Source organism: Nocardioides guangzhouensis (genome assembly GCF_004519545.1).
GTDB classification, from domain to species: Bacteria; Actinomycetota; Actinomycetes; order Propionibacteriales; family Nocardioidaceae; genus Nocardioides; species Nocardioides guangzhouensis.
The window spans coordinates 67958-80290 of sequence record NZ_SDKM01000026.1 but is presented as its reverse complement, the minus strand read 5'-3'; the positions used below and the strand labels follow the sequence as shown (position 1 = coordinate 80290).

11 protein-coding genes are annotated in these 12333 nt (G+C 72.5%); 4 read left to right on the top strand and 7 right to left on the bottom strand.

The features are described from left to right. From EKO23_RS17060 to EKO23_RS17050, 3 genes are all read right to left on the bottom strand, one after another. Positions 1-613: Hsp70 family protein (locus EKO23_RS17060; RefSeq protein ID WP_134719325.1), on the bottom strand; the 613-nt coding region annotated here is incomplete at its 3' end. A gap of 25 nt (positions 614-638) precedes the next feature. Then, positions 639-2651: an ATP-binding protein gene (locus EKO23_RS17055; RefSeq protein ID WP_134719324.1), complete on the bottom strand. Its 2013-nt coding sequence runs from the start codon at positions 2649-2651 to the stop codon at positions 639-641. Further along, the gene (locus tag EKO23_RS17050) at positions 2648-3307 is read right to left on the bottom strand and encodes a Pvc16 family protein (RefSeq protein ID WP_134719323.1); all 660 of its coding nucleotides are present in this window, start codon (positions 3305-3307) and stop codon (positions 2648-2650) included. The genes EKO23_RS17055 and EKO23_RS17050 overlap by 4 nt, the downstream gene beginning before the upstream one ends. A gap of 196 nt (positions 3308-3503) precedes the next feature. Between EKO23_RS17050 and EKO23_RS17045 the strand changes: the two genes are divergently transcribed. Beyond that, positions 3504-5090: a hypothetical protein gene (locus tag EKO23_RS17045; protein ID WP_134719322.1), complete on the top strand. Its 1587-nt coding sequence runs from the start codon at positions 3504-3506 to the stop codon at positions 5088-5090. A 7-nt stretch (positions 5091-5097) separates the two neighbouring features. On the opposite strand, the gene EKO23_RS25380 is transcribed toward EKO23_RS17045, so the two are convergent. Both EKO23_RS25380 and EKO23_RS25375 read right to left on the bottom strand, forming a co-directional pair. Continuing rightward, on the bottom strand, positions 5098-5688 hold the full coding sequence (locus EKO23_RS25380; RefSeq protein ID WP_167880527.1) for a hypothetical protein: 591 nt from the start codon (positions 5686-5688) through the stop codon (positions 5098-5100). A 73-nt stretch (positions 5689-5761) separates the two neighbouring features. Continuing rightward, positions 5762-6187, bottom strand: coding sequence for a hypothetical protein (locus EKO23_RS25375; RefSeq protein WP_167880526.1), 426 nt, complete (start codon positions 6185-6187; stop codon positions 5762-5764). Positions 6188-6356: 169 nt separating this feature from the next. On the opposite strand from EKO23_RS25375, the gene EKO23_RS17035 reads away from it, so the two are divergent. Together EKO23_RS17035 and EKO23_RS17030 are read left to right on the top strand one after the other, a co-directional pair. Beyond that, complete coding sequence (locus EKO23_RS17035; RefSeq protein ID WP_167880525.1) at positions 6357-8534, top strand: dynamin family protein; 2178 nt, start codon at positions 6357-6359, stop codon at positions 8532-8534. Further along, entirely contained in the window at positions 8527-9990 is a 1464-nt protein-coding gene (locus EKO23_RS17030) for a dynamin family protein (protein ID WP_134719319.1), read from the top strand. The genes EKO23_RS17035 and EKO23_RS17030 overlap by 8 nt, the downstream gene beginning before the upstream one ends. Before the next feature lie 10 nt (positions 9991-10000). Here the strand turns inward: EKO23_RS17030 and EKO23_RS17025 are convergent, their stop codons facing one another. Next, complete coding sequence (locus EKO23_RS17025) at positions 10001-10627, bottom strand: helix-turn-helix transcriptional regulator (protein WP_134719318.1); 627 nt, start codon at positions 10625-10627, stop codon at positions 10001-10003. A 212-nt stretch (positions 10628-10839) separates the two neighbouring features. Beyond that, entirely contained in the window at positions 10840-11109 is a 270-nt protein-coding gene (locus EKO23_RS17020; RefSeq protein WP_134719317.1) for a hypothetical protein, read from the bottom strand. Positions 11110-11335: 226 nt separating this feature from the next. Here EKO23_RS17020 and EKO23_RS17015 point away from each other — a divergent pair, with 226 nt between their 5' ends. Next, the gene (locus tag EKO23_RS17015; RefSeq protein ID WP_217702668.1) at positions 11336-12331 is read left to right on the top strand and encodes a hypothetical protein; all 996 of its coding nucleotides are present in this window, start codon (positions 11336-11338) and stop codon (positions 12329-12331) included. Positions 12332-12333 lie beyond the last annotated feature (2 nt).

The following is a 12333-nucleotide window of genomic DNA, read 5'->3' as shown; positions in this document are numbered from 1 at the left end:
CGATGCCGCCCAGGTGCTCCACCCCGTCGGGTGTGCCCAGGATCGCAAAGCCGGCCTCGTGCCGCTCCAGCACGCAGACGTCGAAGGTGCCTCCACCGAGGTCGTAGACCGCGACCCTGTCGCCGGCAACCAGGTGAGCACGCGCGGCGTAGCGTGTCGCGGCGGCCTCGGGCTCGGTCATCGTCGCGGCCTTCGGGACGTCGGCGAGAGCCAGGGTCTGGTCCATCAGCTCGCGCTTGTAGCCGCCCCAATTGGCTGGATGGGTCACCACCACGTCGTCCGGAAGCGACCCCTCGCGCTCGATGACGGTGGACACCACCCACGACAGCAGCTGCGCTGTCAGTGCCTGGGGCGAGAACGGCCGCCCCGCAATCAGGATCGGGACCGTGTCGCCGAACCGTCGCTTGAACTCGCGCGCCGACCTGGTCGGATCCTTCAGGGCCCTGCGCTCGGCGGCCTCCCCGACCAGGAAGGCGCCGTCGTCCATGAGGCAAACGACCGAGGGAATCTGCAGGGCCCTGTTCCCCAGACCCACCATCCGGGGGCCGGCGCCGTCGTCCACGGCGGCCGCCGTGAACGTCGTCCCGAGATCAACACCGATCCGGTATCCCATGCTGCGCACCTCCAGCGTCTTGTGCTCAGTCCATGACCAGTGCCATGTAGCGGCCGAACTCCTTCTCCAGCACCAGCCTTCCGAGCTTGCGGTACTCACGTTGCACGGCGGCAATCACCAGGGTCATGGTGACCGGTCCGGGTACCTCGGCAGCCAGGTACGCGGCCGTGGTGGCGGCCGAGCGGATGTTGCCCCCGGTCATCTCGAACGCCTCGGCGCAGAAGTCGATGTCGACGTCGTCCGCCACCGGGAGCGGTGGACCGAGGCACTGTCGCCACAGGGCGGCGCGCAGCTCCGGGGTGGGTGCGGGGAAGTCGATGATCGTGTCCAGCCTGCGGGTGAACGCCTCGTCGATGTTGGCGCGGAGGTTGGTGGCCAGCACGGCCAGCCCGTCGAAGGTCTCCAGGCGTTGGAGCAGGTAGGCGCTCTCGATGTTGGCGTACCGGTCGTGCGCGTCGCGCACCTCGCTCCGCTTCCCGAAGATCGCGTCGGCCTCGTCGAAGAACAGCACGGCGTTGACCCCGCCGGCCTCGGCGAAGATCCGCTCCAGGTTCTTCTCGGTCTCGCCCACGTACTTGTCGACGACGGTTGCCAGGTTGACCGTGTAGAGGTCCAGCCCGAGGTCGGCTGCGATCACCTCCGCCGACATGGTCTTCCCGGTGCCCGAGTCCCCGGCGAAGAGCGCGGTCACGCCCCGGCCACGCCCGCCACCTTGGCGCATCCGCCAGTCCACGAGCACCTGGTCCCGGTGCCGGGCCCGCGCGGCCAGCTCCTGGAGCGACCGCCGTACGCCGGGGGCGAGCACCAGGTCCGGCCAGGACACCTCGGGCTCGATCCTGCGGGCGAGCCGCTCCAGCCCGGCCGCGTTCTGGGCGCGGATCCCGCTCCGGAGGTCCGCTGCGCTGACCCCGCCGCCGTCGAGCCCGGTGGCCGTGTACGCCGCGTCCACGGCGCGCTGGACCTGCGCCGGCCCCAGGGAGAGGTGCGCGCCGAAGGGCGCCGGGTCGACGGCGGCGCCCACACGGTCGAGGTGGGTCTGCAGCAGCTCGATGCGCTCGCGCGCTCCCAGCGCGGGGGCGTCCACGGCCAGCGGGGGCAACGCCGTCCACTCCGGATCCCAGGTGGTCGCCCCCACGAACAGCACCGGCGACGGCCACCGGCAGACCTGCTGCACGGCGTCCAGGTGGTGCTCGGCCAGCGTCTCGACCGGACCGGCCACGAGACCGGCCCCGCGGAGGGTGGTCTCCCGCGCGCACTCTTGGGCGAGAGCGGTCGGGTCCTCGCCGCGCACGGCCGAGGCCAGGTCGAGCACCAGCGACTCCCGTCCGGCCGCCTCCAGTGCCGCCACCGCCGTGGCCGTCCCGGTTCCTGCCTCGCGTTCCCGGACGTGGATCAGCCCGGCGCCGTGTCGAAGCGCGCGGCCCAGGCGGTCGGCCAGCGGGCTGGGGTAGCCCTGGACGTCCTGCAGGTGCACCCGGACGTGCGGGTCGGGGAGGTCGTCCCCGAGCAGGTGCGCGACGATGCGGTCCGGCACCCGGAGGCTCCGGGTCAGGAACGGTCGTTCGGGGTCCTCCACCAGGACGAGACCCAGGCCAACCAGCGGTCCGGACGCCGACAGGGCCCGCCGCGCCGCCGCGGACGTGGGTGAGGCGCCAGCGAGCTCCAGCGCCAGCCCGATGCTCGCCCGTCGCCTGGTCACGTCGTCGTTGAGGTAGCCGTACAGCCGCTCGAACCTGCTGTCGAGGTCCGGAACCAGCGCCGTGATCAGGAGCCGTACGTCGAGAGCGGTGAGACCGGCGTTCCGGGCGAGGGTCATCAACGGGCCCGGGTGGTCGACGATCGGCAGCTCCGGACCGGCGTCAGGTAGCGGCTCCAGCCCGGCGAGCAACCGGTCGACGGTCTCGTCGTTGACGTACAGGCCCCGGAACGGGTCGTCCGGGGACGGGTCGTCCGAACGCCGGTGGTCGATCGCGAGCCGGACCCGTGCCTCGACGTCGTGCAGCCGGGCCAGCAGCTGCTCGTCCGGGCCCGCGCTCACCGGGACCTCTTCCGTGCCGTGCCGCCGGGCTTCGGCGCGCCGCCGCGTCGTGCCGAGGCACGGGAGGCCTCCCGAGGCGGCCAGTCGCCGACCCCGCCCATCGACACCGCGGGCGGCGTCTGGATGTGCGGTGCCGCGTCGTAGACCCGGCCGGTCCACGTCGGGGCACTCACCACGACGTCCAGGGACGGCTTGAGCTCACCGCCGAGCGCGGTCCACACGTCCGCGAAGGACCGGTCCTCGGGCGGTGGGAGGGCGATCGTGAGCGGCACGGAGATGCCGATCTCGGCGAGGGGGCCGGACAGCGTGTCCTCGGGAAGGCAGTCGTGGCGGAGGAAGCACGCGAGCAGGGACGAGAGCAGGCGGTGCTCGTCCTCCGGTCGTTGCGTCCACGCCGTGACGAGGTAGGAGAGCTTGAAGAAGCGGGGCGGGAGGTGTCGCGCCGTGACCCGCCCGTCGTCGTACTCGTTGAGCAGCCCCCGCTCCCTGCGGCGCAGGTCTTCGCGGATGTCGTAGAGGTAGACGTCGATCGTGGGTGCGTTCCGCCGTCCGGCCCACTCCTTGGTCGGCGCGTCGAAGACCACCTCGACGTCGCGGGTTCCCGTCGCTTCTCGCTCGATGAGCGCGAGAAGGGCCGCGTCCACCTCGTGGATCACGTGCCGATCGTGTCGCCGTACGCCGGCGGGTCACAGCGAGGACGGGACCAGACCGGGCGCACCTCGACCTGCCCCTTCGGGCAGCGCGGCCTGCACCCGAGGTGACCGCCCCGAACTGCCCCCGGTCCGGCGGGCCGTCACTACGCTGGAGTGCATCCCGCGCGCCCCGGGCGGACCGCGCAGAGAGGGGTGCGCCGTGACCGACCCGATCCTCCGGCTGGACCCGGCGCGGCTGAGCGTGGAGCCCGGCGGGCAGGCGACGCTCACGCTCACGGTCACGAACCCCGGCACCATCGTCGAGGGGTACGTCGTCGACGTGGTGTCGCAGACCCCGGTTCCGTGGGTGGAGGTCGCCCCGCCGTCCCTCTCGGTGTACCCGCAGCAGGAGGCGACGGCGGTGGTCGTCTTCTCACCGCCGTCCGGCCCCGGTGCTCCGGGTGGGTCCCTGCCCTTCGGGGTGCGGGTCCGGTCCGAGGTGGAGGGCGGCGGCAGCGCGGTCGCCGAGGGCGACCTCGACATCGGCTCGGTCTCGGGGCTCCGGGCCAAGCTGACCCCGATCGCCTCGACCGGCCGCTGGAGCGGTCGCCACACCCTGAAGGTCAGCAACTGGGGCAACGCGCCCGCTCGACTGCGGATCACCCCGGAGGATCCTGACCAGGCGCTCGGCTTCCTGGTGTCGCCGGAGATCGTGGACGTGCCCCTGGGCGGTGAGGTCGTCTCGCGGATCAAGGTGCGCACGCGGCACCCCACGCTGCGCGGCGCGGCGCAGCGACTCCCGTTCCAGGTGACGTGCGCACCGGACGACGGGCAGGCAGCCGGAGGGGCCGGGCCTCCTCCGGTGTCGCCCGCCAGCGCGCCGGTCGTGGACGGTGCCTTCAACCAGAAGCCGATCCTGACCCGCCTGGTGGTGGCCGTCGCCGTTCTCGCCCTGGTGGCCGGCATCGCGGGAGTGGCGTTCCTGCTGACGCGCGATGACGAAACCGTTGCGGCTGACCAGTCCACGAACCCGGCCACGCCGACCGGGTTCCAGGCGCTCGACAACCTCTCGCCGACGGAGATCACCCTGGTGTGGGACGAGGCGAAGGGGGTCGACGGCTACCGCCTCTTCGCCGTGGACCCCGCGATCGGGAAGCCCGGAGAGGCCGTCGAGATCGCCGGGGCCACGACCACCACCGTCAATGCCGAGGTCGAGCCGGACACGGAGATGTGCTTCCGGCTCGCGGCCGTCAGGGGCGGTCTCCCCTCGAACCTGACCGACGAGACCTGCAGCCGGACCGAGGCCGAGAGCACTCCGGAGGTACCGGCCAGCGAGGCCCCCTCGCCGTCGGCGACGGTGGCGCCCGTGCCCGGCGGAGGAGGCGGTGGCGGGGACGGAGGCAGCGGGTCGCCCACCGATCCCGACGCACCACCAGCTGCCTTCATCACGGTCCTGAGAGCGTTCGGGTCGGACACCGGAGAAGAGCCCGCCCGTCAGCTTCAAGCGGAGTACGCCAGCAACGGCATCCCCGCCAAGGTGCTCCTGACCACCGCGTACGGCCTGGCGCACGCGACTCCCGCGGCAACGCCGACGCCCGGAGTCACGCCGTCGCCGAGCCCCGTCGCGCCGCTGTGGATCGTCTACGTCGACGGTCCCAGCGCGCAGGAGTCCGTGGCAGCCTGCGACGCGGCAACCGCCCGGATCGTCGCCGCAGGGGGGACTCCTCCCCAGGTTCCGTGTGCGAGCCTCACGTACCAGGTGGTCTCGCGCCCGAGCGGGCAACCGTCGCCCGGCCCCAGCGCGTGAGCCGGGATCACGCGGGGCGGGACCTGACGACGATCCGCCGGATCGACACCGGCCCGTCCTCCTCGGGGGTCGGGGAGTCGAACACGGACGAGACCGAGATCCGGAGGCTGCGCACGGCCACCTCCGTGTCGAGGTCGAGAGTCTGCCTGTCTGCCGTGTCCCGGAGCGTCAGCGTGCGGCACTCGCGGTCGCCGGTGCCGCCAGCCTCGCGGTACCTGACGTCGATCGTGGCCGGTCGGAACTCGAGCCCCCTCTCGGCCTGGCCCTCCTGCAGTCCCGCGTCGACCTGAAGCTGACGGACGCGGGTGGGGTCGCCCCAGCGCAGGACGACGACGCCCTGCGTCTCGCCTTGCCCGCAGGCAGGTTCGGGGGACTTCGCTTTCCAGGTGATCGTCCAGGCGGTCGCCGGGTCGGCATCGACGACCAGGGTGTTCGGCGCAGGTGGGCCCCCCGTCTCGGGGGTGGCCCGCGCCGTGACGCCGTCGACCGGGACCGTCGTGCCCCGGACGTCGTACCAGCGCGCCTTGACCCAGCCGACCGGGTCCCGGCCCAGGACCGTGAGGAGGAGGACCAGCCCGACGAGGACGGCGAGCGTCACGATGACGCGCCGCCACCGGTAGAGCCGGGGGAGGCTCCGGCGGTACTCGCGCCGGGCGGCACGCTCCTCCGGATCACCCCAGAGCTGCCACCAGCGCCTGGCGCGGTACGTCGGTCGCCCGGAGGTCGTCGAAGGTGCGGGCCCGACGAGGACGTGGCCACACCTGCCGCAGAAGCGGCGGGACGCGTCGTTGACGTGCCCGCAGCTGGGGCAGGTGCCGGTCCCCGGTGGCCCGGGGCGCGTGGTGGTGCGGGTCGGGGGCTCGGCGCGGGGTGCCGGCGAGGGCGGTGCCGACGAGGGCGGTGCCGGCGAGGGCGGTGCCGACGAGGGCGGTGCCGGTGCGGCGGGTCTCGTCTCGGCGGGTGCGGACGGCGGCGCCGACCGGTGGAGCTCGTCCGGCGTCGATCCGGGCGCCGGTGCGCCACCGGCCTGGTCCCAGCCGAGGTACGTCCCGCAGAAGACGCAGAACGCCGAACCGGCGGGGTTGCGCTCCCCGCACGAGACGCACTGCTCCTCCGTGGTCACCGGAGCCTCGATTCGGGTCGGTGCAGCCGGGCGCCCCGAGCTGCTGGTGCTCACCTCAGTATGGCGCCCGCGGAGACGCGCGTCTCGCTAGCCTGAATCAGGTGGGCCGTCCGGTGCCCAATGGTGACGATCGGTGATGTCCAGTGGCGATCAGGTGCAGCAACTGCGATCACCCCAACGACGAGGGTGCCCTCTTCTGCGCCAACTGCAACCACTACCTGGCCTGGTCGGGAGCGGAGAGCACGCAGGCGAGCACGAGTGCTGCAGGTGAGACCGACGGGGTCCCGGAAGCGCCGGCGACGGCGACGGACACCCCGGCCGAACCCGGCTACGACGGCGAGCCTTCGTCGATCGACGGCACGTCGCCCGCCGCCACCGACGCGCCACCCGAGGCGCCGGTCGAGGCTCCGGTGGAGGCCCACGTCGAGGCCCCGGTCGCGGCCCCGGTCGAGGCTGTGGCCGACCTGCCAGCCCCCCAGGCCGCCATGCCGGACTTCATGACCGCGCTGGACGCGAGCAGCCACCTCGCCGAGGGCAAGGCGCGGGGCGACCTCACGGAGCGGCTGGACGGCGTCAAGAAGCTGGTCGGGCAACGGTCGTGCACGGTCGCGTTCGTCGGGGAGTTCAAACGAGGCAAGAGCACGCTGGTCAACGCGCTCCTGCAGACCGCCGTCTGTCCTGTCGACGCCGACATCGTCACCGGCGTCCCCACCCTCGTCCGCTACGGCGAGACCCTCCAGGTGCTGGCCCACGCGCGGCATCCAGGGAGCGACGACGTCACCACGGACAGCCTCCGGCTGGAGGACCTCGCAGGTGTCGTCGCCGACGGAGCCGACCGTGGGGCCGGCGAGCTGTTCTCCGTCGAGGTGCAGGTCCGCCATCGCCTGCTCCGTCACGGCCTGTGCCTGCTCGACACCCCCGGCGTGGGCGGTCTCGACTCCGTGCACGGACAGCTGAGCCTCGCGAGCCTCAACGCCGCCGGCGGCCTGGTGTTCGTGACGGACGCCTCCCAGGAGCTGACGGCACCCGAGCTGGACTACCTCACCACCGCGGTGGGCCGTTGCCCGCGCGCCGCCCTGGTCGTCACCAAGGTCGATCTCCACCAGCACTGGCGCAGGATCGTCGAGACGAATCGCGGCCACCTGCAGAACGCCGGTCTCGACCTTCCCGTGATCCCGGTGTCGTCCTTCCTCCGGCTCCGGGCGGCACGTCAGCCCGCCCTCAACGCGGAGAGCGGCTTCGAGCAGCTGGTCGGCTTCCTGGCCGACGTGGTCCGTCGTACGACGGCCGGCGAGGCCAGTGCAGTCGCGCACGAGGTGGACTTCGTCACCACGCAGCTCGCCCGACAGTCCGACGCCGAGCGGGTCGTGCTCGCCCGGCCCGAGGCCAGCGCCGCGGTGCTGGATCGCCTGGGGCAGGCGCACCAGCGGGCGCACTCCCTCTCGGCGCCGAGTGCCGCCTGGCAGCAGGTGCTCAACGACGGGATCCAGGACCTCGTGGCGGATGCGGAGTACGACCTCGCTGCCCGGCTGCGCACGGTGCTGCGTGACGTCAAGGACATCATCGACGAGTCCGACCCCAAGGACACCTGGGAGGACACCCAGGCGTGGCTCCGGCGCCAGGTGGCGGAGGCCAGCGTTGCCAACCGGGACCTGGTGGTGCGCCGAGCCAACCAGCTGAGCGATGCGGTGGCCGAGCAGTTCGACTTCGAGTCGGGGGCCGGCGTCGAGCTCGAGCTGGAGGCGGTGTCGCGCACGCTTGCCGACCTGGAGATCCCGTCGGCCGCGACGTTCTCGATGCCGGGCGGGCGGCTGGGATCCGTCCTGTCGGGTGGCCGTCTGGCGGCGTACGTCCCGTTGATGGCGCTGAGCCTGGCGCTCCACACGACCGTGCTGATCATTCCTCCCGCGGCCCTGCTGGGCGCCCTTCTGGGCCGCCTGATCTTCCGCATGGAGAGCAAGAAGCAGCGCTCCTACCGACAGGGACAGGCGCGGACGGCTGCCGCGAAGTTCATCGACGAGATCGCCTTCGAGATGAACAAGGACGCGCGAGACGGCCTGCGCCGCACGCAGCGTCGCCTGCGCGACGAGTTCCAGTCACGCGCAGGAAGCATCCAGGCATCGACCGGCGCGGCACTGGACGCGGCGAGCCGGGCCTCGCGCCTGGATCCGGCTGCGAGGCAGGCGCGTGCTGCCGAGCTGGACGAGGAGACCCGGCAGCTCGGAGACATCCGGGACCACGTGCGCGCCCTGGCGTCGCCGGTGACCCCGGCAGCCGCGGTCCCGGTCGGGTCGCGAGCAGAGCGAGCCACCGGTGGCTGAGGACCTGATCGAGCGCATCGGAGCGCTCGCCGACGACGCCCGACGTACGGCCGTCTCTGCCGAGGCGGTCGACGCGCTCGACGCCATCGTGGGGCGGCTGGACGGGCCGGTGCGGCTGGCCATCTCGGGGAAGGTGAAGGCCGGCAAGTCGACCCTGCTCAACGCGATCATCGGCGAGGGGCTCGCTCCCACGGATGCCGGGGAGTGCACGCGCGTCGTGACCTGGTACTCCTTCTCGCCGCGGCCGTACGCCGAGCTCGTGCTGCACGACGGGACGAGGACCGAGCGGCCGTACGTCCGCGGCGAAGGTGCGCTCGAGGTGGACCTGGGAGGGCACTCCGCCGATGCGATCGACCACATGGAGATCGGCTGGCCGTCCAGTCGCCTGGAGAGCGTCGTGCTCATCGACACCCCGGGTATCGACTCCATCTCCGCCGAGGTCTCCGCACGGACCCACCGGGCCATGTCGGCGGAGGGCGGCCGCGTCCCCGACGCCGACGCCGTGCTGTACCTCCTGCGGCACACGCACAGCTCGGACATCAGGTTCCTCGAGTCCTTCCACGACGACGCGGTCGCGGAGGGCACGCCCGTCAACGCGGTGGGTGTGCTCTCCCGCGCCGACGAGATCGGATCTGCCCGCCTGGACGCGATGACCGTCGCCGAGCGGGTCGCCCGGCGCTATCGCTCCGAGCCTCGCCTGCACCGGCTCTGTCCCGTGGTCGTACCCGTCAACGGCCTGCTCGGGTACGCGGCCGCCACGCTGCGCGAGGACGAGTACGCGGCCGTGGTCGCGATCGCCCGCGGGCCGAAGGAGGAGATCAGCAACCTGCTGCTGACCGCCGATCGCCTCGCCCGGGGGGAGAGCCCTGTCGGGGTGCCGGCCGAAGCGCGGGCCGGGCTCCTGGACCGGTTGGGGCTGTTCGGCGTGCGCCTGTCGGTGGAGCTGGTCCGCTCCGGAGCGGTGGCCACGTCGACCGAGCTGTGCGCCCGCCTGGCGGAGACCAGCGGCCTCGACCACCTCCGCGGCGTGGTGCTACGACAGTTCGACACCCGGGCCCGGGTGCTCAAGGCCCGCTCGGCGGTGACGGGTCTGCGCGAGCTGTTCCAGCGGGGTGACTGTGGCGACGGCGACGCGCTCCTCCACCGCCTCGAGCAGATCACCGCCGGCGCCCACGAGTTCGAGGAGGTGCGCGTGCTGCTGGAGCTGCGCAGCGGTGAGCTGTCCATCAACGCCGACCGGGAAGCCGAGCTCGACCTGCTCATGGGCGGTTCGGGCCACGCCCCCGGGCGTCGCCTCGGTCTGGCCGACGACGCGTCGGCCGAGGAGATCAGGAGCGCCGCCATCGCCGCGCTGGCCACCTGGCAGGGCGTCGAGCAGCATCCGCTGTCGAGCCGTGCCACGCAGATCGCGGCCCGAGCCGCCACCCGGACGATCGAGGGGCTCCTCGTGGGATGACCGGTTCCGGTCAGATCAGCCCCTCGCGCATCGCGTAGGCGACCGCGTGCGTGCGGTTCTTGAGCTGCAGCCGGGTCGTGAGGTCGTGCAGCACGTTCTTCACGGTGCGCTCGCTGTAGCACATGGTCGCGGCGATCTCCGACGTGTCGTGGCCCTCCGCCACCAGCTTCAGGACCTCGATCTCGCGCGGTGACAGGCCGCTGAAGGCGAGCCCGCGGGGCGCCAGCACCTGTCGTTGGAGCCGGCCCACCTGCTGCAGCAGCAGGGCCAGGAGATCGGGGGGCACCTCCCCTTCGCCGGCGGCCACCCGGGTGATCGACCGGACGAGGGCGTCGGCGGTGGCGTCGGCCCGACGAAGCAGGCCGCAGACACCGAGCTCGGCGGCCGTCACCAGCGTCGACTCGTCGATGGTGGTGGCCACGAGCACGATGCGAGGTCGTTCACCGCGGCCGAGTGCCCGCACCACGCGGGAGGTGTCGTCGTCCAGCTGGTCGGCGACGACGACGGCGACGTCCGCTCGGTCGACCTCGAGCTCCTCGACGACGCGAACCTCGGGGCGCACCCGGAGCTGGCTGACGACACCTGCGAGCGAGATGGGATCAGTGCAGTGGAGGTACGTGGAAATCGATGCGGTCATGGCGACTCCTCGAGACGGGCTCTCCGGACCACCGTGCCGGGCACTGCTCAACGTGCACTCCACGGCCGCTCATCGAGCTGCCGTTGGGTGGGCTGTCGTGGGATCCGGCGGCCTGACCCGGACCTCTGCGGATCGCCCTCCTCGACCCGCGCTCAGGGCGCACGTGTCGGCAGGGCCAGCCCCCAGCAGCCCCCCTGGGCTGTCGCGGTGGTTCAGGACTGGACGAGGATCGCCATCGTCTCGGGGACAACGGTGTCGTACTTCATCGCCTCGACCATCTCGTCCGACGGGTTCTCCATCGCCGCGAGGAGGACGCCGAGGTCAGCGATGTCCAGGACCAACCCGACCTTCGTCCGGTCCTGCGGGTTGACGAACGTCCGGATGTTGCTGGCTCCCAACGAGGGCAGGAGCTCCTCGCGCTTCGGCGACGAGAGCCAGCGGTCGGTGTCGGTGACGTCGTGGGTCACGAGGATCGTCGGCATGACTCCTCCATGCTGATGTGTTGGTCTCGACCTGCAGGCTGAGCAGAGCCCGGTGCGACTCCCATCGTTCCGCCGCCCGGCGTCGCCCGCCACCGCTGTCAAGACCAGAGAGCGGGCATTCACCCGACTCTCCTGCGCATGGCCGGACGTCCGGTGGGTACGCCCGCAGTGACGGAGCCCTCGAGCCAGGACCGGCGAAGCCCGCCGGCCCGGGAATGGATGATCCATGAGCAGCGACGAGCAGTCAGGCCTCTCCGACGCCGAGCTGGAGGGCGAGGCTGGAACCGCCCTCCCGGACAAGGAGGTCGTCTCGATCCTCGACCTCAATGCCGACCTCGACCTGGCGCTCGACCTCTCCGCGCCGGTCGACCTCGCGGTCGCGGCGAACGCGAACGTCGCCGCGCCCATCGATGCCGCCGCCAGCGCCAACGTGCTGTCGTCCGGCTCGGAGGCCCAGGCCCTCGCCGGCCAGACCGTGGACATCGACCAGGGCGTCACCGGAGACGCCACGGCGGACTCGGTCCAGGACAGCACCATCGACAGCAGTGACGCCGTCCCGGCCGACGGCACGGTCTCGGCCGACGGCACGGTTCCGACCGACGGCACGGTTCCGACCGACGGCACGGTCCCGACCGACGGCACCGTCCCGACCGACGGCACCGTTCCGACCGACGGCACCGTTCCGACCGACGGCACCGTCCCGACCGACGGGCTGCCGGACGTGGACCTGCCACCGGTGGACGTGCCGGGCGCCGAGCTCCCGGACGTGGGCAGCCTGCTCGACGGCAACCTGCTCAACGTGAACGTCGACCTGGCCGCCGACCTCGACCTCACCGCCCCGATCAACGGCGCGGTGGCTGCCAACGCCAATGTCGCGGCCCCGATCGACGCCGCGGTCGCCGCCAACATCGGGTCCATCGACTCCAGTGCCGCGGCGGTGGCGCAGCAGGAGGCGATCATCCACCAGGACATCACCGGCGACGCCTCTGCCAACGCGGACCAGACGTCCGACATCGACCAGTCCGACCAGGTCCCGACTGAGGCCAGCACCGCCGGTACGTCGCCCTCCGAGCCTGCTCCGACCGACGCTGCCCCGACCGGCACCGACGCTGCGCCGACCGACACCGCTCCCACCGAGAGTGCTCCGGCCGACACCGCTCCGGCCGGCACCGCGGACCAGGCCGCACCGGAGGCCGAGCCCGCCTCGCCCGACGCGCCCTAGCC

Excerpts from the sequence above, each read along its gene's own strand:
- EKO23_RS17025 (WP_134719318.1), bottom strand. The coding sequence starts at position 10,627 with ATGACCGCATCGATTTCCACGTACCTCCACTGCACTGATCCCATCTCG.
- EKO23_RS17015 (WP_217702668.1), top strand. The coding sequence starts at position 11,336 with ATGAGCAGCGACGAGCAGTCAGGCCTCTCCGACGCCGAGCTGGAGGGC.
- EKO23_RS17020 (WP_134719317.1), bottom strand. The coding sequence starts at position 11,109 with ATGCCGACGATCCTCGTGACCCACGACGTCACCGACACCGACCGCTGG.